Below are 20939 nucleotides of genomic sequence, written 5' to 3'. Positions count from 1 at the left end.
ATATGGAATAAATCCTCCGCTTCATGGTTAGATGTATGTGGAGCACGCGCTCCACATACATTCAACCCAGACGTCTCACGAACGAAGGCAGTACTCATGAAGGTTTTCGCACTGCACGACGACGGCCAGGCCCCCTCGATGACCGAGGTCGCCCTTCCGGAGCCTCAGGAGGGCGAGGTACGGGTGCGGGTCCAGGCCGCCGCACTGAACGGCTTCGACCTGTCAGTGGCGGCCGGCCGCCTGAAGGGCATGATGGAGCACCGGTTCCCGGTGGTGCTGGGCAAGGACTTCGCCGGCACCGTGGATGCCGTCGGGTCCGGCGTCACCGGATATCAGATCGGTGACCGCGTCTTCGGCGTGGTCACCAAGGACTACCTGGGCGACGGTTCCTTCGGCGAGTACGTCACCGTTCCCGCCGCCGTCGGCCTCTCGTCTCTGCCCGACCAGGTGGACTTCACCGAGGGTGCGGCGCTGGGGCTGGCCGGCACGGCCGCAGTCGACGCCTTCGACGCCGCCCAGATCGGCCAGGGCGCCACGGTGCTGATCGCCGGGGCGACCGGAGGCGTGGGCCAACAGGCCCTGCAGCTGGCCGTGCGCGCTGGCGCCGAGGTGATCGCCACCGCCTCCTCCGCCGAGGAGATCGAGCTGGTGAAGCGGCTCGGTGCCGCACAGACGGTCGACTACCAGGGCGACGTTGTCGCCCAGGTGCTGGCCGGCCACCCGGACGGGGTGGACGTGGTGCTGAACTTCGCCGGCGACCCGGCCGCATTGGTCCCGGCGGTCAAGCCGGGCGGCAAGCTGGCCTCCACGCTGATCATGAGCGCGGACGCCGTGCCGGCCGAGGGCATCGAGGTGCTCCCGGTCTACGCGAATCCCGCCCCGGCCACGTTGGCCCGGCTGGCCCAGAACCAGGCGGATGGCGCCACCGCCGTCACGGTGCAGCATGTCTACCCCCTGGCCGACGTCCCGCAGGCGATCGATGACTTCGGCGCCGGCACCCTCGGCAAGCTCGTCATCACCCTCGACTGACACCAACACCACCGTCCGCTGACACCGTCTCCCCACCTCCCAACCAGCCTGCCGCGGGCCGTCCCCCCGGCCCGCGGCAGGCGCACCACGAAGGACCATCGCCATGGAACTCGGCGTCTTCTCGCTCTCCGACATCTACCCCGACAGCCCCGACACGGCGGCTTCTCGCATCGACGACATCATCAGCTACGGCATCCTGGCCGAACAGCACGGCCTGGACGTCTACGGTGTCGGTGAGCACCACACCCGCGCCTTCGCCGTCTCCTCCCCCGCGGTCATCCATGCCGCCATCGCCCGGTCCACCAGCCGGATCACCCTGACCACGACCTCGACGATCCTGACCGTCCTGGACCCGGTTCGCCTCTACCAGGACTTCGCTACCCTCGACCTGCTCAGCCACGGCCGGGCGGAGATCGGCGCCGGCCGCAGCGCGTTCACGGAGCCGTTCGCCCTCTTCGGCGAGAACATGGCCGAGTACGACGAGCTCTTCGCCGAGAAACTCGAGCTCCTGCTCCGCCTGCGCGACGAGGACACCGTCACCTGGAACGGCACGTACCGCCCGGCGCTCCACGGCGCCGAGGTCAACCCGAGGCACGCCGGCGACCTCCCCATCTGGGTCGCCGTCGGCGGCACCCCGGCCTCCGCGATGCGGGCCGGGCGGCTCGGGCTGCCCATGGTGCTCGGACTGATCGGGGGCACCATCGACCACGCCAAGCGACTGATCGACCTCTACCGCTCCACCGGAGCCGACGCCGGGCACCCGGAGGAGAAGCTCAAAGTCGGCATCACCAGTCACTTCTACGTCGGCCAGACCCAGGAACAGGCGCTGGAGGACTTCTACCCCTACTACCACCGCTACCTCTCCCCGGAGACGAACGGAGGCCGCGGCTTCCACGTCGACCGCGCCCAGATGGAGCTACTCGCGGCCCGCCGCGGCGCCCTGATGGTCGGCGGCCCCCGGGAGATCGCCGAGAAGATCCTCGATCTGCGCGCCGAGCTCGGCGTCGACCGGTTCCTCGGCCAAGTCGACCTCGGTGGAATGCCCGCCCAGATGGTCCGCGACTCCATTCAACGGTTCGGCGACACCGTCGCCCCCGCCATCCACCACGTCACCTCCCGCTCACTCGAAGGACACCCCTCAGCATGAACGTCACCGTCTTCGGCGCCACCGGAGCCATCGGCTCCCTCACCGTCAACGAACTCCTCGCCCACGGGCACACCGTCACCGCCTACGCCCGCAACCCCGCCAAGGTCCCCACATCCTGGGGTGAGAAGGTGCGCGTGGTCATCGGCGAGATGTCCGACGCCGCGGCCATCGATACGGCCGTGGCCGGTGCCGACGCCGTCATCAGCGCCCTGGGCCCGGCCATGGACCGCAAGGCCACCGGCCTGCCCCTGGTGGAGGGCACCGGCCACATCCTCGCGGCGATGGGCCGCCACGGCGTCACCCGGTACATCGGCCAGGCCACCCCGGCGGTGCTGGACCCGCAGGAGAAACCCACCCTGATCACCCGCTTCACCAGCTTCATCCCGCGCACCTTCATGCCTCGCGCCTACGACGAGATCCGCGGTATGACCGGCCCCGTCATCGAATCCGAGCTGGACTGGACCATCGTCCGGTTCATCGCCCCCAAGGACACCCCCAAGCAGGAGCGCGTCCGGACCGGGTTCTTCGGCACCGACAAGATCGGCTTCGCCGCCTCCCGAGCCGACATCGCCGCCTTCACCGCCGCCCAGGTGGACGACGCAACCTACGTCCGCCGCGCACCCGCCATCAGCAACTAGACCGCGGCACGAAGGAAACCCTGTGGACATCGCCCTCTGGATCGTCTCGGCACTGCTCGCCGCCGCCTACATCTTTGCCGGCCTCAACAAGGCACTCTTACCCCATTCCAAGCTGGTCAGGTCGCTGCCGTGGGCCGAGGACTTCCGCCCCGGCACCGTGAAGTTCATCGGGATCGTCGAGTTCCTCGGCGGTCTCGGCCTGATCCTGCCCTGGCTGACCGGGATCGCACCCGTGCTTACCCCCACCGCGGCCAGTGGCCTGGTCCTCGTGCAGCTGCTCGCAGCGATCGTGCACCTACGCCGCGGCGAGCCCAAGGCGTTGCCGATCAATGCCGTGCTGCTCCTGGCCGCCCTCTTCGTCGCGGTCTTCCGCTTCGCTGCCCTCTGACTCAACACCAACACCAACAAGAAGGACATTCACCATGACCATTGCCATCATCGGCGCCACCGGACAGCTCGGCGGCCACACCATCGACGCACTCCTGCAACGCGGAGTCGAGGCCTCGGACATCCTGGCCCTCGGACGCGACGGCGACCGCCTCCGCGCCCTCGCCGACCGGGGCCTGCGCACCGCGGCCATCGACCTCACCGATGAAGCGGCCACCAGCGCCACCCTCCAGGGTGTCGACAAGCTGCTGCTGATCTCGGTCGGCACCCCCGGGGAGGCGCTGGCCCCACGCACCACCGCGATCAACGCCGCCGCCGCGGCCAGCGTGAAGCACCTGGTCTACACCTCCGCGCTCAACGCCCAGGAGACCACCTTCGTCCTGGCGGCGGAACACCAGGCCACCGAGGAGGTCATCACCGCGTCCGGAATCCCAGCGACGCTCCTGCGCAACGGCTGGTGGAACGAGAACATGCAGCAGGACTTCGAGTCCGCCCGGGAACGCGGCGTGATCGCCAACAGCGTCGGGGAGGGACGACTCGCCACCGCCTCACGCCAGGACATGGGTGAGGCCGCCGCCATCGTGCTGACCACCCCCGGGCATGAAGGCACTGCCTACGAGCTGTCCGGCGACACCGCGTGGTCCTACCCCGAGTTCGCCGAGACCGCCCAGCAGATCCTCGGCACGCCCGTCCGGTACGAGGCGCTCACCCCGGAACAGGAGCAGGAGATGCTGATCGGCGCCGGTCTCGACGACGGCACCGTCGGCTTCATCGGCGCCATGAACGCGGGCATGCGTGACAATACCCAGGCGTTCCAGACCGGAGACCTCTCCCGCCTGCTCGGCCGCCCTACCACCCCGCTGGCGGACACCCTCAGTACCTGGCGCTGAGGACCGCGGCCAGGGCCCGGGCCGCGGCCTCCTCGCGCCCCGCGAGTTCCTCCAGCCGCTGGGCGAGCTCGGCGAAGTGCGGGATCCGGTCCTCCGGGCTGACCCCCGGGTGCACGACGTCGGCCAGTGCCTCCCAGCGCGGCGCCAGGTCCCGATAGGCACCGGCGGCGCCGGCGAGGTCCGCCAGTCCGGGCAGACCGGCGGCCTCGGTAAGGAACTCGGCGTAGAGCCCGCGCAGCCCGCCGGAGCCGCCCCAGCGCGAGCCAGCCAGGAATCCCTGGACCATCTCCAGGCCGTAGCGCAGGCGCTCCGGGTCCTCGAACAGGGCCGGCCAGCCCTTCTTCGTGCGCTCGTCCCGCAGCAGGGCAGCCCAGGTGCGCATCCCGGCCACGCCGAACTTCGGCAGCCAGCTGGCCGGGATGCCCGCCAGGGGCAGGGTGCCGAGCAGCCGTCCGGTGGTCTCGGCGACGGCGGCCCGCACGGACCCGACGAGGTCCTCCACCGTGGGACCCGGGCTGTCCGCCTCCTTCGGTCCGTTCGGCTCTTTTGACGCGGCCACCCAGGCCGCCCAGTGTTTGTCGGATCTCCGCGCGGCCCTCGCCGCGGCCAGCTCGGCGGGCAGCGCGCGGTGCGGGCCGGCGTCGTCCACCGTCTCCTCGCCCGGGTGCGGGCCTCCGCCGTCGACGAGGTACTGCCCGGCCTCGCGGCCGGTGATCGCGACGTCGATCGAGTCCAGGTACTCGGCGGCCTCGGAGGCGATCCACGGCAGGGCGCCGTGGGTGGCGCGCACGACGACGGGCCGGCCGGCGTCCAGGGCGGCGTCCAGGGAGGTCCGGGCGGTCTTCGCGCTGCCGGTCTGCAGGCGTTCGATCGGGGCGCCGCACCGGTCCAAGAGCCGGTCCGTGTAGGGCTCGGGATGGGCCCGGAGCACCACGGTGGCGGTGGTGACGGACTCGTAGGAGAAGGTGGCCACCATGAAGCCGATGCCGCCGGCCAGCCCCGCCAGCATGGCCTCGCTGAAAGGGGCCCCGGTGGCGGGGTTGCGCACCCCGGACCCGGCCAGGACGTGGTGCCACAGGGCGGCGTCGTACTGGGTGCCGGCGGAGACGAGGCGCTCAGGGCTGGTATCGCCGGTGCCAGTGTCCGCGGGCCGGGCCGCGAGGAGTTGCCGGCGGGCGGCCGTGTAGCTCTCCCTGGTCTTGGCCATCCGGGCGCGGACGCGGGACTTGAAGTGCTTGTGCTGGACCATGACGGTTCCTTCTGCGCGGATCCTCGCCCGGCCCCACGCACCCTGGCGACGCCCGCACCAGGACAGGAGGATTCCGGTGGTCGTCATCGCCCGGAGGCGTGACCTCCTTTGCCCCGTGGTTCCGGTGGCGTGGGCGCCGGCGGCGGGGTTCGGCGCTGGGCGGCGCCGTCACCCCAGCCTAGTGCGGCCTCAGCGCGTCCGGTAGTTGGGCGCCTCTACCGTCATCATGATGTCGTGCGGGTGTGACTCCTTCAGCCCGGCCGGGGTGATGCGCACGAAGCGGCCGTTCTGCTTGAGCTCCCCGATGGTGGCCGCACCCGTGTAGAACATGGTCTGGCGCAGGCCACCGGCGAGCTGATGCACCACGGCGGACAGCGGGCCGCGGTAGGGCACCTGACCCTCGATCCCCTCGGGGATCAGCTTGTCCTCGCTGGGCACATCTGCCTGGAAGTAGCGGTCCTTGGAGAAGGAGCGCTGGCCGTTGCGGGTCTGCATGGCACCCAGGGAGCCCATGCCGCGGTAGGCCTTGAACTGCTTGCCGTTGTAGAACACCAGGTCACCCGGGGATTCGGCGGTACCGGCCAGCAGGGAGCCGAGCATCACGGAGTCGGCCCCGGCGACCAGCGCCTTGCCGATGTCACCGGAATGCTGCAGGCCGCCGTCGGCGATCAACGGGACACCGGCGGGGATAGTGGCCTTGGCCGCCTCGTAGATGGCGGTGATCTGCGGGACCCCGACGCCGGCCACCACACGGGTGGTGCAGATCGAGCCCGGACCCACACCCACCTTGACGGCGTCCGCGCCGGCGTCGACGATCGCCTTGGCGCCGGCGTAGGTGGCGGCCTGGCCGCCGATGACGTCCACGTGGGCGGAGGCCGGATCCTTCTTCAGGCGGGCGATCATGTCCAGCACGCCCTGCGTGTGGCCGTTGGCGGTGTCCACCACGAGCACGTCAGCGCCGGCTTCCACGAGCGCCATGGCCCGCTCATAGCCGTCACCGAAGAAGCCGACGGCGCCGCCGACCCGCAGCCGCCCCTCCTCGTCCTTGGTGGCCTCCGGGTACTGCTCGGCCTTGTCGAAGTCCTTGACCGTGATCAGGCCCTGGAGTTTGTTGTTGCCGTCCACGAGGGGAAGCTTCTCGATCCGGTGCTCGGAGAGCAGACGGACGGTGTCCTCGCGGGAGACCCCGACCTCGGCGGTGATGAGCGGCATCGGTGTCATGGCGGAGGCCACCGTGCGGTGCTCGAACTCGGCGCCGGAGATGAACCGGGTGTCCCGGTTGGTGATGATGCCCAGCAGGGTGTTCGACGAGTCGACCACGGGCAGCCCGGAGACGCGGTATCGGGCGCAGAGGTCGTCCCACTCGGCCAGGGTGGCCTCCGGGCCCACGGTGACCGGGTCGGAGATCATGCCGGACTCGGAGCGCTTGACGCGGTCCACGTGAGCGGCCTGGTCCTCGATCGACAGGTTGCGGTGGATGATGCCCATCCCGCCCTGCCGGGCCAGGGAGATCGCCAGCGGGGCCTCCGTGACGGTGTCCATGGCCGCCGAGACGATGGGGGTCGTCAGGGTGATGCGCTTGGTCAGGCGGGTGGAGGTGTCCGCCTCGGCCGGAATGACATCGGTCATGTTCGGGAGCAGGAGGACGTCGTCATAGGTCAGGCCGACGAATCCGAAGGGATCGGCGGCGGTGGCCACCGGGTCTACCGAGGGACCGGAAATCTGTGCACTCACGGGCGAGGGGCCTTTCAGTCAGCGGGGTTGGGCCCAGTCTAGGCCCGCCAGCAGGGAACGGGCTGTTCGAAGTAGTGGCTCGTGCAACGTCCGGGACCGTCCTGCCTATTCCGCCGGTGAGTCATGCCACAGGAGCCCGCTCACGAACCCCCTCAGGAGGCCAGCGCTGGCGGCAGGCCTTCGCTCTTCGGCGTCCAGTAGTCGGCCTCGGCCCAGACGATGTAGCGGTCGGTGATTCCGAAGATGGGGTCGCACGTGGTCAGCGTGAGGTAGCGGCCCTGAGTGGCGCCTTCGAACGGCGGGATGGGATCCAGCACCTCGGACTGGTGCGGCTTGACGATGTCATGGGCCACCACCGTGTACACGAGCCAATGCTCCGCCGACTCGACCACGATCTCGTGGCCTTCTTCCAGCTGGTGGACCTCGCGCAGGGGCTTGCCGTGCGTGGTCCGGTGCCCGGCGAGTCCGGCGTTGCCCATGGCACCGATCGGCTGGGTGGAGTCATAGTGGCCCACCTGACCGGAGTCCAGCACGTCCGCGCCATCGCCGGAGCCGATCGGGACCGCGAAGTCCTCCCCCCAGCTGGGCACGTGCAGCAGGCCCAGGGTGCCCTCGCCCTCGACCACCGGGAAATTGTCCCGGTACTCCGCCCCGACGCCGTCAGCCGCCGGGGCCTGCTCGGAGCGCCACTGCGCGGCGACCTCGGTGCGGTCCGACTCGGCGATGACGTCCGTGATGAACAGCTCGTAGACGCCGTAGAGGCCCACCAGGACGCCGAGGGTGATGAACAGCTTGCCCAGCATGGAGAGCACACCGCGCCGCGGCTTCTCCCGCCGTGAGGCCCGGCGCGCGGACCGAGCGTCACGCTCGGCGCCACCCCCGCCTGAGGGCGGCCGGTCAAGGGTGCCGGTCATGCCTCGAGGGTACCCTCGCCCCGCCGAGGGGGCATCCAGACGAAGCGCCCGCCGCAGCAGGGCCCCACCCCCGAGTCACGGGTCACAGTGACGTCATCTGACGCAACACCGGTACACGGTTGTGGTAAAGGAGGACTACTCTACATCGGTGACTTCCTCCTCCACCGCACCCACCCCCACCCCTGTTCGGCGCCTGCCCGGCTGGATGACCAACTTCGGCGTGCAGATCCTCGCCGCCCTGGTCCTCGGCCTGGTCCTGGGCCTCATTGCCCGTTCCGCCGGCCACACGGCGGACACCCCGAACGGCCTCGGCACCACGCTGGAGGTGCTCGGCTCCAGCTACATCTCCCTGCTGCGCGCCGCCGTCGTTCCGCTGGTGTTCTTCGCCGTGGTCGCCTCGATCGCCAACCTGGCCAAGGTGACCAACGCGGCCCGGCTGGCCGCCAAGACACTGCTCTGGTTCGCCATCACGTCGCTGATCGCCGTGGTCATCGGCATCATCCTCGGCGCCGTCATGCAGCCGGGCGTCGGCACCGGCCAGACCGCGCCGCCGGACTATGAGGGTAAGACCGGCAGCTGGTGGGCCTTCCTGCAGGGGCTGATCCCGTCCAACTTTTTGGGCCTCTCCGCCAGCACCACCGCCGCCGAGGACGGCTCGATGACCACCTCGGTCAGCTTCAACGTGCTGCAGGTGCTGGTCATCTCGATCGCCGTGGGCGTGGCCGCGCTCAAGCTCGGCGATAAGGCCAAGCCGTTCCTGGACTTCTCCGCCTCGATGCTGGAAGTCATCCAGAAGGTGCTGTGGTGGATCATCCGCATCGCCCCGATCGGCACCGTCGGCCTGATCGGCAACGCCGTAGCCTCCTACGGCTGGGACACCATGGGCACCCTGGCCAAGTTCGTGGCCGCCATCTACGTAGGCCTGGCGATCGTGCTCCTCGTGGTCTACCCGCTGCTCGCCAAGTTCCACGGCCTGTCCATCCGCCAGTACTTCACCGGCATGTGGCCTGCCTTCCAGATGGGCTTCGTCTCCCGATCCTCCATCGGCACCCTGCCGGTGACCCAGCGCGTGGCCGAGCGCAACTTCGGCGTCCCCCGTGGTTACGCCTCCTTCGCCGTCCCCCTCGGCGCCACCACCAAGATGGACGGCTGCGCCGCGATCTACCCGGCCATCGCCGCGATGTTCGTGGCCCAGTTCTTCGGTATCGACCTGGCCTGGAGTGACTACCTGTTGATCATCCTCGTGTCCGTTTTGGGCTCCGCGGCCACCGCGGGCACCACGGGCGGCATCGTGATGCTCACCCTCACCCTCTCCACGCTGGGGCTGCCGCTGGCCGGCGTCGGCCTCCTGCTTGCCGTGGACCCGATCGTGGACATGGGCCGCACCGGCGTCAACGTGGTGGGCCAGGCCCTCGTGCCGGCACTGGTGTCCAAGCAGGAGGGCATCCTGGACGAGGACAAGTACAACGCCTCCCGTACCGGCGGTAACCTGCTCGCCGATGACGAGGCGCCGCTCGAGACCAATGACGACGGCGGCGCCGGCACCGGTGCGGAGCGCGAGAGCGAGTCGTCCCGCGCCTGAGCCGGCCACTCGGCACGGGCAGCCGGCGCCGTCAGCCAGGCATCTCCGGCCCGACGGCGTCGTCAGCCAGACGCCTGCGGTCGCTAGTGTGGATCGCATGAGTCCGCAGAGAACAACGGCTGACCAGTGCTGATGCCGCCCAGGACATCGCGGGGCGGCGGTACGATCCGACGGGCTATCGCCCGATGGCAGACCTGGTGGGTCCGGCTCTTCGTCGTGATGGTGCTGGTGATGTCCGTGGCGCCGGTCCCCCGCCTGTGGGCCGTGGTGTGCATGGTGGTTCCCCTGGCGCTGCACCTCGTGCGCCCGCCGGCCCAGCGGCCGGAGCCTGTCACCATGCATGTTCCCGTGCGCGGCCGGTGGGTCGCGTGCAACAGCCCGGGTTCGAAAGTTCCGAGCCACGGGGTGCGCGCCCACGGTCAGATGTATGCCGTGGACCTCGTCCCGGAGGCCTCGGAGGAGACCAGGGACCAAGCCCCCTCCCTGGGGTGGTCTCTCCGGGGAAGCAGTCCGGAGGACTACCCGAGCTACGGGGCGCCGGTCTTCGCCATGGCCTCCGGAACGGTGGTCCACGTGACCGACCGGGTACGTGACCACCGGGCCCGGGATTCCTGGCCCACCCTGATCTGGATGCTGACCCTGGAGGGGTTCTTCCGCGTCCTCGGTGGGGCCCGGAGCATCATGGGCAACCGGGTGGTCATCCAGCACGACGACGGCACCTGCGCGGCGTACGCGCATCTGCGGCGGGGCTCTGCTGTGGCCCGGCCCGGCGACCGCGTGCATACCGGTCAACAGCTCGGGCAGGTCGGCAACACCGGCAACACCTCCGAACCGCACCTCCACATCCAGCTCATGGACCGGCCCCGCCCCGAATCCGCGGCGGGTCTGCCGATGCGGTGGACGGGAGTGGACATCGATGCGGAACGGCTGAGCCACCGCTGGGCCACCGGCTACGCCAGGCCCAGTGCGCTGCCGGACTTCCCGGCCAATGGTCAGATCTTCCGGGCGACCGCTCCGCAGGACCACCCCGTTCGCTGACGCCACCTCGCGCCCCGTCTTCGGCCCCGTTCCGGCCCTCTTCGCGCCCCGTCCCCGGTCCCGTTCCGGCCCTCGGGCGCTGAACCACAACGGCACTGGCCGGAACTTGCGCTGGACAACGCACAGGGGCCCCGGCATGCGCGATGCATGCCGGGGCCCCTGTGTAGTGAACCTCAGGGAGGCTCGAGGTTACTTCTCGTCCTCGTCAGCCACCTTGTCCGCCACCAGGGTCTCGGTGGTCAGCACCAGCGCGGCGATGGACGCGGCGTTGAGCAGGGCGGAACGGGTGACCTTGACCGGGTCGATGACACCGGCGGCCAGCAGGTCGCCGTACTCGCCGGTCTTGGCGTTGAAGCCGAAGTTCGGCTCCAGCTCCGCGACGCGCGAGGTGACGACGTAGCCGTCCTCGCCGGCGTTCTGGGCGATCCAGCGCAGCGGCTCGACCAGGGCACGGCGGACGATGCCGACACCGGAGACGGCGTCGCCGGACAAGGCCTTGATGGCCTCGTCCTCGTCCAGGGCGGTCAGGGCGTTGATCAGCGCGGTACCGCCGCCGGCCACGATGCCCTCTTCCAGAGCCGCACGCGTGGAGGACACGGCGTCCTCGATGCGGTGCTTGGCCTCCTTCAGCTCGACCTCGGTGGCGGCGCCGACCTTGATGACGCCCACACCGCCGGCCAGCTTGGCCAGGCGCTCCTGCAGCTTCTCGCGGTCCCAGTCCGAATCGGTGTTCTCGATCTCGGAGCGGATCTGCGAGACGCGGCCGGCCACCTCGTCGGCAGAGCCTGCGCCCTCGACGATGGTGGTGTTGTCCTTGGTGACGGTCACGCGACGGGCGGAGCCGAGCACCTCGAGGCCGACCTGGTCCAGCTTCATGCCGAGATCCGGGGAGACGACCTGCGCACCGGTGAGGGTGGCGATGTCCTGCATCATGGCCTTGCGGCGGTCACCGAAGCCCGGGGCCTTGACGGCCACGACGTTCAGGGTGCCGCGGATCTTGTTGACCACCAGCGTGGACAGGGCCTCGCCCTCGACGTCCTCGGCGATGATGAACAGCGGCTTGTTGGCCTGCAGGACCTTCTCCAGCAGCGGCAGGAACTCCTGCACGTTGGAGATCTTGCCGGAGTTCAGCAGGATGTAGGGGTTCTCCAGGACGGCTTCCTGGCGCTCGGCGTCGGTCACCATGTACGGGGACAGGTAGCCCTTGTCGAACTGCATGCCCTCGGTGATGACCAGCTCGGTGGAGGTGGTCGAGGACTCCTCGATGGTGATGACGCCGTCCGTGCCGACGGTGTCGAAGGCACGGGCCAGCAGCTCGCCGATCTCATCCGACTGGGCGGAGATGGCGGCCACGGCGGCCACCTGGTTGCCGGAGACATCCACGGCGTTCTCGCCCAGACGCTTGTCGATGGCGGCCACAGCCGCCTCGATCCCGCGCTTGATCTCGTTCGGGGCGGCACCGGCGGCCACCTGGCGCATGCCCTCGTTCACGAGGGCCTGGGCCAGCACGGTGGCGGTGGTGGTGCCGTCGCCGGCCACGTCGTTGGTCTTGGTGGCCACTTCCTTGGCCAGCTGGGCACCCATGTTCTCGTACGGGTCGTCCAGCTCGATCTCACGGGCAATGGTCACGCCATCGTTGGTGATGGTCGGGGCACCCCAGGACTTGTCGAGGACCACGTTGCGGCCCTTGGGGCCGAGCGTGACCTTGACGGTATTGGCCAACTTGTCGATACCGGCCTGCAGTGCGCGGCGGGCCTCATCGTTGAAGGCAAGCTGCTTCGCCATGAACGAAGCTCCTTTCGTAAAGGAAATCTGCGAATTCCAATGAAACTGCGGGGAAAAGCTCAAGGTGCGCGGCCGGCGTCGTGCGTGAGTTCGGTTCAGAACCACACCGACGACGGCGGCGCGGAACGCGCGCAGGCCCGGCCGGCTCAGGTGCCTGGCCGGGCCTGGGCGCGTCAGCCGGACGCTCGGGTCCGGCGGCGAGTCACTTGGTGACGATGGCCAGCACGTCGCGGGCGGAGAGCACGAGGTACTCCTCGCCGCCGACCTTGACCTCGGTGCCGCCGTACTTGGAGTACAGGACCACGTCGCCCTCGGCCACGTCGACCGGGATGCGGTTGCCCTTGTCATCGATGCGGCCGGCGCCGACGGCCACGACCTGGCCCTCCTGCGGCTTCTCCTTGGCGGTGTCCGGGATCACCAGGCCGGAAGCGGTGGTCTGCTCGGCTTCCAGCGGACGGACAACAATACGATCCTCAAGGGGCTTGATAGAGACAGACACGTCTGTACTCTCCTTCTTTTGGGTGGGCCACCCGAGCGTGCGGGCAGCCAGCGTCTATGGATGGTGTTGTGCGCCGGAGGCTGGCCAACCGTCGTCGCGGGTGCCGGATGGCAGGTCCTTCAGGCTTAGCACCCGGTGCCCCGGAGTGCCAGAAATGACTCTAGGCCGGGTTTAGCACTCGGTCAAGGTGAGTGCCAGAACGTGTCCTGGGAGTGACGCCATCGTGGGCCCTGGGCTGCGGCAGCCACCCATCGTCGATCACCGAGGGGACGTCGATGCCCTCGAGGGTCTATCCGTTCCGGCGGGCCCGGAAGATTCCGACGGCGGCCACACACAGTCCCGCGAACGCGGCACCGAGCGCGATGAGCGGCCCGGTGAGGGGGACCCACACGACATCCCTGCGGATGGAGCCTGCCGCTTCGGAGTCGGAGAGCATGTCCCCGCCGCCGAGAGTGAAGGTCCCGGCCACGAACACCTGGGCGATAACCGTGACGATGAGCAGGAGCGCCGCCACCACCCCGACACCCATCGAGGCGTAGAGCAGCACCTTGCACCAGAGCGGAGCCGAGGCCGCCTGCTGCGAGGCACGCGAGGTACGGCCCACGTCTCGCCGGTCGGCACCCGAGGCGACGGGCGAGGAGTCGAAGGCGCCGGCGTCGTGCTCTTCGGTGGTGCCGGGCCCCGATTGCTCCTCCTCGAAGCGGCCGAAGAAGTCGAAGCCGGGCTCGCCGTCCCAGCCCTGATCCGGATCCAGGTGGTCCCGGTGGCGGCGCGTGAATTCGGGCAGCGGCAGGCGCGGAGCTGGACGGTCAGGCATGCTTCCAGCCTACCGGTGGGCTCGCGGCGGCGGGGCGACATGTGGACCGCCGGGCGGGGCACTGGGAGACTCTGGCACGCGGGGCCACGGAGTGGGCGCAGGGGCGCTAGTGGCGCCGCGAAACGGGGCCTGCCGGTACCGTGGAACCGTGGCCTCCTCCTCGCATTCCTCTCCCTCCACCCATGCCGCCCCGGGCGGTCCGGCTCGCGCCTCCGCAACAGACTCCACGCAGGACGACACGGTGCTGATGCCCGTGCTGACGCCGGAGGGATGGTCGTTGCTGAACTCGCTGGAGGGGTACCGGGAATCCGAGGCGTTGGCGCTGTCGACTCGCCTGCGGGGTGAGGGGCACGCGCCGGAGCTGGTGTCCGCCGTGCTGACCCAACTGAAGTTCCGGTCGAAGGCCGCGGCCAAGTTCGGGCCGTTCGCCGGGCACATGGTCTTCACCCGGGCCGGCCTGGAGCAGGCGACGCGGATGAACGTGGCCGCGTTGCACGCCGGGCGTTTCGCCGCCGCCGGTGTGACCTCCGTGGCCGACCTGGGCTGCGGGATCGGCGCCGATTCCATGGCCTTGGCGGCCCTGGACCTGGAGGTCACCGCCGTGGAACGGGACGAGACCGTGGCCGCCGCCGCGACGATCAACCTCATGCCCTTCCCGAACGCGTCCGTGGTCTGCGCCGACGCCGAGGAGTGGCTGGGGGCGCGGGGCGGTGCCGGTGGGACGACCACCGGCACCAGCGGCCGACCCGACGGGTTCTGGCTCGATCCGGCCCGGCGTGTGGTGTCCTCGTCCGGGTCATCCCGCGTCTTCGACCCCGAGGCCTTCTCCCCTCCGCTGTCCTTCGTGGAGCGGCTGGCGGACACCGGGGCGCCCGTGGGCGTGAAGCTCGGGCCGGCGTTGCCGCACGACTCCGTGCCGGATGGCTGCGAGGCCCAGTGGGTGTCCGTGGACGGGTCCCTGACCGAGGCGGTGCTGTGGTTCAACGCGCTGGCCCGCCCGGGAGTCCGCCGCTCGGCGTTGGTCCTGGGTGGCGGCTCCATGGCGACCAGCGGTGGTGGTGCGCCGGCCGCAGAGGGTGGGCAGCCGTCGTCGGGTACTGAGGGTGGCAAGTCTCCGGCTGAACTGACCTCCGCGGCGGACTTCGGCGACTCCCCCGCGGTGCCCGTGGCGGGGCTCGAGGGACTGACGGACTACCTCTTCGAGCCCGATCCGGCCGTGATCCGCGCCGGTCTCGTCGCAGACCTCATCGAGCGCGATTTCGCTGGCGTCGGCGGACGGTTGCTGGACGAGCACATCGCGTACTTCTGCGCCGATGATGCCGTGGACACTCCCTTCGCGACGGGGTACCGGGTCCTGGAGGTCATGCCGTACAAGGTCAAGGGCCTGCGGCGCTGGGTCAAGGAGACCGGCGTGGGGCGGCTGGACATCAAGAAGCGCGGCGTGGATGTGACCCCCGAGGAGCTCCGCCGTCTGCTCATGTCCGGCCAGGGCAAGGTCGGCAAGGGCGCTGGCCGCCACGCCACGCTGGTGCTGACGCGCATCGGCGAGGAGCGGGTGGCCGTGGTCGTCGATCCCCTGCCCCGTTGAACCCCACCGCTGAACCCCACCATTGATCCCCTCCCCACCCCGCGCACCACTGCCCCCGACCGTTGAGTCTGGAGGGATTCACCGAAATCGCGACCTGGAGGTGATTCCCTCCGGGCTCAAGCGGACGATTACGGGCCGCCAGGCCGGGCCACCGCCCCCGCGGACCGAATCTCAGACGATGCCGAGCGCCTGACGGACCTCGCCGAGGAAGGCCTGCCACTGGTGGGACTCCAGGTCACGGCTGGTCAGCCTCAGCACGACCCACCCATCCTGATGCATGGTCCGGTCCCTTCCGATGTCCCGGTGCCATTGGTCCTTGTCGGCGCGGTGGTGGTCGCCCTCGTACTGGATGCAAACCTTGAGATCGATCCAGGCCAGGTCGGGCTGGATCGTCTTTCCCTTGGACATCCGCAGGACGGGATTGATGGTCGGTTCCGGCAAGCCCGCCTCCAGCAGCCGCGTCCTGACGAGGCTCTCCGGCCGTGAATCATGATCGGCGCGCAGGAGCTCTACGGCCTCACGGCACCGCACGATCCCCTTGACCTTGGGCCGGACCGCGATGGTCGCCTTGATGTCCTCCACGCCGCTCAGCGGATGAAGACCGGGCTCACGTTGACCGGCGGGGCCGTTGCCCCGCCGCAACAGGCTGTCCCCGGCTGCCACAAGATCCTCGAAGGACATCCTGGTGCCGGCAAGGTCGACCCATGTCCACGCCGGCGAGGTCACCCGCACCCCTACACGGTCGAGGATCCTCGCATGGGGTGGAAGCTGGTGCCCCTTGATCCCCTGACGCCAGGGCGGCCCGCCGTCCGTACGCCGCTTCGACAGATGGACCGGCGAGAATCCCGTGTTGCCCCAGGGCATCCACATCCCCCATAGTGCGGCCGCCGTCTCGTGGGAGAACACCCCCTCCGGGTGGATACCCTGGAGCAGTTTCAGGTAATGCGGCGAATCGGCCGGGGAGCCGACGTGGCGCCAGATCGACTGGCTGACGGGGAGAACCCCAGGAGTGTGGAGGGCACGCCAGGGTAAAGACTGCTCCTGGAGGATCCGGGACGAGAAATACGGTCCGGTCAACGCCGCGTGGAGTGGGTTCTGTGGTTCGGGCATGCCCCAAGGGTCGAACATCTGGCGGTGCTCAGGCCGCTCTCCCACCGCCGTGTGTGGACAGAACCGTCCGATCAGGGACCTGTGGAGTGATCCGGCGACACCGGGCCCGCCACCACCCCGCGTTGAGTCTGGAGGGATTCACGGAAAACGCCCAATTCCGGTGAATCCCTCCAGACTCAACATCAGGGGGGGATCAGTAGTAGACGGCCAGGCGGCTCTCCGGCCCCTGGATCACCTGCACGGGAGTGGAGAACACGCGCGTCAAGACCTCGTCGGTGACGATCTGCTCGGGCGTGCCGAACTCGGTGACCTTGCCGTCGTTCATGGCGAGGATCCAATCGGCGTAGCGGGAGGCGAAGTTGATGTCATGCAGCACGATCACCACGGTGCGCCCGAGCTCGTCAGCAGCACGGCGCAACTGCTTCATCATCTGGACGGAGTGCTGCATGTCCAGATTGTTCAGCGGCTCGTCCAGCAGCACGTAGTCGGTGTTCTGGGCCAGCACCATGGCCACGTAGGCCCGCTGGCGCTGGCCGCCGGAGAGCTGGTCCAGGTAGCGGTTCTCCAGCTGGTCCAGGTTGAGGAAGTCGATGGCCTCGGAGATGTACTTCTCGTCCTCCGCTGTCAGCCGGCCCTTGGAATAGGGGAACCGCCCGAAGCCCACCAGCTGCCGCACGGTCAGCCGGGTCACGAAGTGATTCTCCTGGCGCAGGATGGACAGGATCTTGGCCACGGCCTTGGACGGGGCGTTGACGATGTCCTGCCCGGCCACCTGGATCTGCCCGGCATCCACCTTGAGCAGGCGCCCGATCATGGTGAGGATGGTGGACTTTCCGGCACCGTTGGGGCCGACCAGGGCGGTGATGCCGCCCTGGGGCAAATCCACGGTGACGGGCCCGATCTGGGTCTCGTCCCCGTAGCTCTTCTGAACCCCGTCGAGTGTGATCACAATCGGCCCTTTCGCATGATGACAATGAGGAACACGAGGCCGCCGACCAGCTCGATGATGATGGTCACGGCACCTTCCGCGTAGAAGATGTTCCGGAGGACAAAATAGGCCACGGACAGGATCGTGTAGCCGATCAGCACGGCCACGGGCAGGATGAGCCGGTGATCGTAGGTGTCCGTGAACTGGTAGGCCAGCGTCGCCACGAGGAAGCCGAGGAACGTCATCGGCCCCACGAGGGAGGTGGTCATGGCCATGAGGATGGCCACCAGGGTCAGCACGATCATGGTCTCGCGCTTGTGGTTCAACCCCAGATTGTTGGTGGCGTCCTGGCCCAGCGACATCACGTTCAGCCGCCGCGCCCGAATGAACAGCACGGAGGCACACACCACCACGATCGGGATGGCGTACGGCAAGTACTCGGTCTGGGCGTTGGAGATGTTGCCGAACAGCCGAGCCGTCAGCACGTCGAACTCATTGGGGTCCAGCACGCGCTGCATGAACGTGGACAGCGCGCCCAGCCCACCGCCGAGCACCACACCCACGAGCAGCATGATGTGCATGTTGCCGAAGCGCCCGGACAGCAGCCACGAGTACAGCAGCACCGCGAAGACCACCATGAGCCCGGCCTGCAGGAAGAACTGCGGCAGTCCGACCACCATGGTCACACCGGCGACCCCGAAGAGGAACACGGCAGCAGTCTGCACCAGCGTGTACAGGGACTCGAAGCCCATGATCGAGGGGGTGATGATGCGGTTGCTCGTGGCGGTCTGGAAGCTCACCGTCGCCACGGCCTGGCACACGGCGACCACCAGCATCACCACGATCGACTCCACGCGCAGCTTCGCGATGATCCAGAATCCTTCGGATCCGAGCGGCATGGGGTTGTCCCACGCGAGGTTCCCGTAGGTCGCCAGCGCCGCGAGCACCAGCAGCCCGCCCACGAGCCAGAGATAGCGCCGGCGGTGCTTGGGCTCCCCGAACGGCCCGGACTGGCGCAGGGGCCGGCTTCGCTGCGCTGATTTCTGGGGCCCGACGCCGGCCGTCGCCTCAGACGGCACGGCACCCTGCGCGTCGGCCGGGTCAGCCCTCGGCCCAGTGGCCGGTGCGGTGGACGAGCCGGTATCCGGTGCGGTCAGGATCCGACCGTCGGAAGAGGTGGTCTCAGACATGCTGGCGCCTCCTGACGAGCAGACCGATGAAGACGACGGCGCCCACCACCCCGAGGATCAGGGAGACGGGGACCTCGAAAGGCATGATGACCACGCGGCCGATGATGTCGCACACCGTGACCACCCAGATGCCCACGAGGCAGACCCAGGGCAGGTTGGTGCGCAGGTTGTCACCGCGGAACATGGAGACCACGTTGGGCACGATCAGCCCGAGGAAGGGCAGGGCGCCGATCACCACGGTGACCACGCCGGTGACGATCGCGATCATGGAGACGCCGGTCAGCAGCACCATGTTGTAGTTCAGGCCGACGTTGGTGGCGATGTCCTTGCCGAGGCCGGCCACGGTGAACCGGTCGGCCAGGAGGAAGATGAGGATGCCGACGGCCAGCACGATGAAGAGCAGCTCATACCGGCCACGCACCACCCCGGTGAAGGAGCCGGCGAACCAGATGCCCAGCTGCTGGAGCATGTCCGTCTGCAGGGCGAGGTAGGTGGAGACCGCCCCGACCACGGCGCCGAGCATGATGCCGATGATGGGCACGATCAGCGAGGACTTCAGCGTCACCCGCTGCAGGAAGAGGAAGAACACCATGGTGCCGACGAAGGCGAAGAGGATCGAGCCGAACATGCGGTCGAAGATCGTGGCGCTGGGGACCACCAGCATGGTGACGAGCAGCCCAAGGCCGGCCCACTCGGTGGTGCCCGTGGTGGTCGGTTCCACGAAGCGGTTCTGGGTCATCAGCTGCATGACGAGCCCGGCCATGGCCATGGCCGCGCCGGCGAGCACCAGGGCGATGGTCCGCGGGACGCGCGTGATGAAGAACATCTCCCAGCCGCCCTCGGCAGTGGCGATGTCATAGACGCCGACGAACAGCGAGGCGACGATCAGGCCCAGTGTCAGGACCACCCCGATGAGCAGCGGACCCGCGGTGCGCCACGGCCGGCGGCCGGTTCCGCCGGCCTCCGGGTGCCGTCCGGTTCCGCTTGCCTCCGGGGGCAGGCCGTCATGGCCCCCGGGATGGACGGTCTGATAGTCGGCGCCCAGCGGGGCCGTCTGGGCCTCCGGGTTCCGGTGTTCGTATGGTGCTGTCACTGGTGTCCCTGTCGGGGTCAGCCGGAGGTGGCGTTCCCTCGTCGTGCCTCGGTGGTCGGATGACCCCTCGGCGTTTCACGGCTCAGCCCGGATGCGCCGGGCGGGCGGTTGAGCCCGCCCGTCACATCCGGGCCGAATGGTGTTGATTCCCTGGATGACGTGGCCGTTTCCATGCCACGCCCAGAAGGATCAGGCGCCGAAGGCCTCGGCGAGCTCGGTGAGGAAGGTGGTGTAGTTCTGGATGTCCTCGTGCACGTAGAAGTCCTCCGGCAGGTAGACGATGTTGCCTTCCTTCACCGCGGTGACGTTCTGCAGCGCCTCGGAGCCCTCGATCAGCTCGGCGGCCGGCTGGTAGCCCTCCTCCTCGGAGGAGGAGGTGGCGGCGTCGCGGTCCATGACCAGGAGCCAGTCCGGGTTGGCCTCGGCGATGGCCTCCACGGAGATGTCATCACCCTGGTGGTTGGTGGAGCCCTCACGCTCCAGCGCGGGGGTCAGCCCGAGCATGTCGAACACCGGGCCGATGGCGCGGCCGGTGGACGGGGCGGCGTAGGAGAGGTCGCCGCCGGTGGCGATGAGCCCGACGACGGTCTGCTCGGCATCGTAGGCACCCTTGGCCTCTTCGATGGCCGCGTCGAAGTCGGCGACCAGGGCCTCGGCCTCAGCCTGCTTGGCGAAGATGTCACCCAGCAGGGTGGTCTGGCGGCGCAGCTCGCTCTCCAACGGCTCACCCTCCACCACGTTGGTGTCGAGGAAGGCGGCGTCACCGATCAACGGCTTGATCGCCTCGGTCTGGCCGGAGAAGCGCTGCCCGTTCAGGACCAGGTCCGGCTCGGCCTCGACGAAGCCCTCCATGTTGGGCTCGCGGTGGCTGCCCAGGTCGATGATCGAGTCGTCGGACGGGTAGTCCACGGTGCCCTCGTTCATCAGGCCCAGCGGGGCGGCGGACAGTTCCACGCCCCAGTCCTCGAGGGTGCGGAAGATGCGGTTGTCCGTGGCGATGATCGAATCGGCGGACTCGATGGTCACCTGGTTGCCGGCCATGTCCTCGATCTCCAGCGGGAAGGACTGCGCTTCAGCGCTGGTGCCGGCCGAGCTGGAGGCGCTCGTGGAGGCGGAGGCCGAGCTGTCAGTGGTCTCGGCCTCAGAACCGCCACCACAGGCGGTGAGGGCGAGGGCGGCAGTGGTCACCAGGGCGGCCAGGCCGAGGCGTCGATTCGTGATCTGCATGCGAGTGGAACTCCTTGGGAAGTGCAGTGCTGCGAGCGCAGGCGTGGCGGGGACATCCTCGTCCCCGGCGCCCTGCATTTGGTAAGCCTAACCT

General features: G+C 69.0%; 19 protein-coding genes. 8 read left to right on the top strand and 11 right to left on the bottom strand.

What is annotated here, in order from left to right:
• The first annotated feature begins 96 nt into the window (after positions 1-96).
• The 5 genes from AB0333_RS01620 (at position 97) to AB0333_RS01600 (ending at position 4091) form a co-directional block, all read left to right on the top strand.
• Positions 97-1029 (top strand): NADP-dependent oxidoreductase, encoded by a 933-nt coding sequence (locus tag AB0333_RS01620; protein WP_366217026.1) that lies wholly within the window; start codon positions 97-99, stop codon positions 1027-1029.
• 103 nt (positions 1030-1132) lie between these two features.
• A complete protein-coding gene (locus AB0333_RS01615) occupies positions 1133-2176 on the top strand; it encodes an LLM class flavin-dependent oxidoreductase (RefSeq protein ID WP_366217024.1) in 1044 nt (347 codons plus the stop codon).
• Positions 2173-2814, top strand: coding sequence for an NAD(P)H-binding protein (locus AB0333_RS01610; protein WP_366217023.1), 642 nt, complete (start codon positions 2173-2175; stop codon positions 2812-2814). Before AB0333_RS01615 ends, AB0333_RS01610 begins: the two co-directional genes overlap by 4 nt.
• Before the next feature lie 22 nt (positions 2815-2836).
• Positions 2837-3202, top strand: coding sequence for a DoxX family protein (locus tag AB0333_RS01605; protein ID WP_366217022.1), 366 nt, complete (start codon positions 2837-2839; stop codon positions 3200-3202).
• Between the two features lie 34 nt (positions 3203-3236).
• Entirely contained in the window at positions 3237-4091 is an 855-nt protein-coding gene (locus AB0333_RS01600; RefSeq protein ID WP_366217021.1) for an NmrA family NAD(P)-binding protein, read from the top strand.
• Here the strand turns inward: AB0333_RS01600 and AB0333_RS01595 are convergent.
• From AB0333_RS01595 to AB0333_RS01585, 3 genes are all read right to left on the bottom strand, one after another.
• Positions 4075-5340, bottom strand: a complete 1266-nt coding sequence (locus AB0333_RS01595; RefSeq protein WP_366217019.1) for a DUF4872 domain-containing protein — start codon at positions 5338-5340, stop codon at positions 4075-4077. The genes AB0333_RS01600 and AB0333_RS01595 overlap by 17 nt on opposite strands.
• Positions 5341-5529: 189 nt before the next feature.
• Positions 5530-7074, bottom strand: coding sequence for an IMP dehydrogenase (gene guaB / locus AB0333_RS01590; protein WP_366217018.1), 1545 nt, complete (start codon positions 7072-7074; stop codon positions 5530-5532).
• A gap of 152 nt (positions 7075-7226) precedes the next feature.
• Positions 7227-7988, bottom strand: a complete 762-nt coding sequence (locus tag AB0333_RS01585) for a class E sortase (RefSeq protein ID WP_366217017.1) — start codon at positions 7986-7988, stop codon at positions 7227-7229.
• A 205-nt stretch (positions 7989-8193) separates the two neighbouring features.
• On the opposite strand from AB0333_RS01585, the gene AB0333_RS01580 reads away from it, so the two are divergent.
• Positions 8194-9570 carry a dicarboxylate/amino acid:cation symporter gene (locus AB0333_RS01580; protein WP_366217191.1) on the top strand — a complete coding sequence of 459 codons (1377 nt, stop codon included), beginning with the start codon at positions 8194-8196 and terminating at the stop codon, positions 9568-9570.
• Positions 9571-9801: 231 nt separating this feature from the next.
• Positions 9802-10608, top strand: coding sequence for a M23 family metallopeptidase (locus tag AB0333_RS01575; RefSeq protein ID WP_366217016.1), 807 nt, complete (start codon positions 9802-9804; stop codon positions 10606-10608).
• A 189-nt stretch (positions 10609-10797) separates the two neighbouring features.
• On the opposite strand, the gene groL is transcribed toward AB0333_RS01575, so the two are convergent.
• The 3 genes from groL to AB0333_RS01560 all read right to left on the bottom strand — a co-directional run bounded on the left by groL (position 10798) and on the right by AB0333_RS01560 (position 13709).
• Complete coding sequence (gene groL / locus AB0333_RS01570; RefSeq protein ID WP_366217015.1) at positions 10798-12393, bottom strand: chaperonin GroEL; 1596 nt, start codon at positions 12391-12393, stop codon at positions 10798-10800.
• Between the two features lie 202 nt (positions 12394-12595).
• Positions 12596-12892 carry a co-chaperone GroES gene (gene groES / locus AB0333_RS01565; protein ID WP_115931766.1) on the bottom strand — a complete coding sequence of 99 codons (297 nt, stop codon included), beginning with the start codon at positions 12890-12892 and terminating at the stop codon, positions 12596-12598.
• 289 nt (positions 12893-13181) lie between these two features.
• A complete protein-coding gene (locus AB0333_RS01560; RefSeq protein WP_366217014.1) occupies positions 13182-13709 on the bottom strand; it encodes a hypothetical protein in 528 nt (175 codons plus the stop codon).
• A gap of 247 nt (positions 13710-13956) precedes the next feature.
• On the opposite strand from AB0333_RS01560, the gene AB0333_RS01555 reads away from it, so the two are divergent.
• Positions 13957-15297, top strand: coding sequence for an SAM-dependent methyltransferase (locus tag AB0333_RS01555; RefSeq protein WP_366217190.1), 1341 nt, complete (start codon positions 13957-13959; stop codon positions 15295-15297).
• A gap of 171 nt (positions 15298-15468) precedes the next feature.
• On the opposite strand, the gene AB0333_RS01550 is transcribed toward AB0333_RS01555, so the two are convergent.
• From AB0333_RS01550 to AB0333_RS01530, 5 genes are all read right to left on the bottom strand, one after another.
• Positions 15469-16407 (bottom strand): hypothetical protein, encoded by a 939-nt coding sequence (locus AB0333_RS01550; RefSeq protein ID WP_366217013.1) that lies wholly within the window; start codon positions 16405-16407, stop codon positions 15469-15471.
• A 193-nt stretch (positions 16408-16600) separates the two neighbouring features.
• A complete protein-coding gene (locus AB0333_RS01545) occupies positions 16601-17356 on the bottom strand; it encodes an ATP-binding cassette domain-containing protein (protein WP_366217012.1) in 756 nt (251 codons plus the stop codon).
• Positions 17353-18525 (bottom strand): iron chelate uptake ABC transporter family permease subunit, encoded by a 1173-nt coding sequence (locus AB0333_RS01540; RefSeq protein ID WP_366217011.1) that lies wholly within the window; start codon positions 18523-18525, stop codon positions 17353-17355. The genes AB0333_RS01545 and AB0333_RS01540 overlap by 4 nt, the downstream gene beginning before the upstream one ends.
• Positions 18518-19444, bottom strand: coding sequence for an iron chelate uptake ABC transporter family permease subunit (locus AB0333_RS01535; RefSeq protein ID WP_366217189.1), 927 nt, complete (start codon positions 19442-19444; stop codon positions 18518-18520). Before AB0333_RS01535 ends, AB0333_RS01540 begins: the two co-directional genes overlap by 8 nt.
• Positions 19445-19807: 363 nt before the next feature.
• The gene (locus AB0333_RS01530) at positions 19808-20845 is read right to left on the bottom strand and encodes an ABC transporter substrate-binding protein (RefSeq protein ID WP_366217010.1); all 1038 of its coding nucleotides are present in this window, start codon (positions 20843-20845) and stop codon (positions 19808-19810) included.
• Positions 20846-20939: the final 94 nt, after the last annotated feature.

Source organism: Citricoccus sp. NPDC079358, from assembly GCF_040702545.1.
Classification (GTDB): domain Bacteria; phylum Actinomycetota; class Actinomycetes; order Actinomycetales; family Micrococcaceae; genus Citricoccus.
Note: the sequence above shows the minus strand (reverse complement) of the source record. Positions and strands in the feature narration are given on the sequence as shown.

What these genes read in the sequence shown, in the direction of transcription:
- AB0333_RS01610 (WP_366217023.1), top strand. Translation starts at nt 2,173, where the DNA reads ATGAACGTCACCGTCTTCGGCGCCACCGGAGCCATCGGCTCCCTCACC.
- AB0333_RS01560 (WP_366217014.1), bottom strand. Translation starts at nt 13,709, where the DNA reads ATGCCTGACCGTCCAGCTCCGCGCCTGCCGCTGCCCGAATTCACGCGC.
- AB0333_RS01595 (WP_366217019.1), bottom strand. Translation starts at nt 5,340, where the DNA reads ATGGTCCAGCACAAGCACTTCAAGTCCCGCGTCCGCGCCCGGATGGCC.
- AB0333_RS01555 (WP_366217190.1), top strand. Translation starts at nt 13,957, where the DNA reads ATGCCCGTGCTGACGCCGGAGGGATGGTCGTTGCTGAACTCGCTGGAG.
- AB0333_RS01615 (WP_366217024.1), top strand. Translation starts at nt 1,133, where the DNA reads ATGGAACTCGGCGTCTTCTCGCTCTCCGACATCTACCCCGACAGCCCC.
- AB0333_RS01620 (WP_366217026.1), top strand. Translation starts at nt 97, where the DNA reads ATGAAGGTTTTCGCACTGCACGACGACGGCCAGGCCCCCTCGATGACC.
- AB0333_RS01530 (WP_366217010.1), bottom strand. Translation starts at nt 20,845, where the DNA reads ATGCAGATCACGAATCGACGCCTCGGCCTGGCCGCCCTGGTGACCACT.
- AB0333_RS01550 (WP_366217013.1), bottom strand. Translation starts at nt 16,407, where the DNA reads ATGCCCGAACCACAGAACCCACTCCACGCGGCGTTGACCGGACCGTAT.
- AB0333_RS01540 (WP_366217011.1), bottom strand. Translation starts at nt 18,525, where the DNA reads ATGTCTGAGACCACCTCTTCCGACGGTCGGATCCTGACCGCACCGGAT.
- groL (WP_366217015.1), bottom strand. Translation starts at nt 12,393, where the DNA reads ATGGCGAAGCAGCTTGCCTTCAACGATGAGGCCCGCCGCGCACTGCAG.
- AB0333_RS01580 (WP_366217191.1), top strand. Translation starts at nt 8,194, where the DNA reads ATGACCAACTTCGGCGTGCAGATCCTCGCCGCCCTGGTCCTCGGCCTG.
- AB0333_RS01600 (WP_366217021.1), top strand. Translation starts at nt 3,237, where the DNA reads ATGACCATTGCCATCATCGGCGCCACCGGACAGCTCGGCGGCCACACC.
- AB0333_RS01575 (WP_366217016.1), top strand. Translation starts at nt 9,802, where the DNA reads ATGTCCGTGGCGCCGGTCCCCCGCCTGTGGGCCGTGGTGTGCATGGTG.
- AB0333_RS01585 (WP_366217017.1), bottom strand. Translation starts at nt 7,988, where the DNA reads ATGACCGGCACCCTTGACCGGCCGCCCTCAGGCGGGGGTGGCGCCGAG.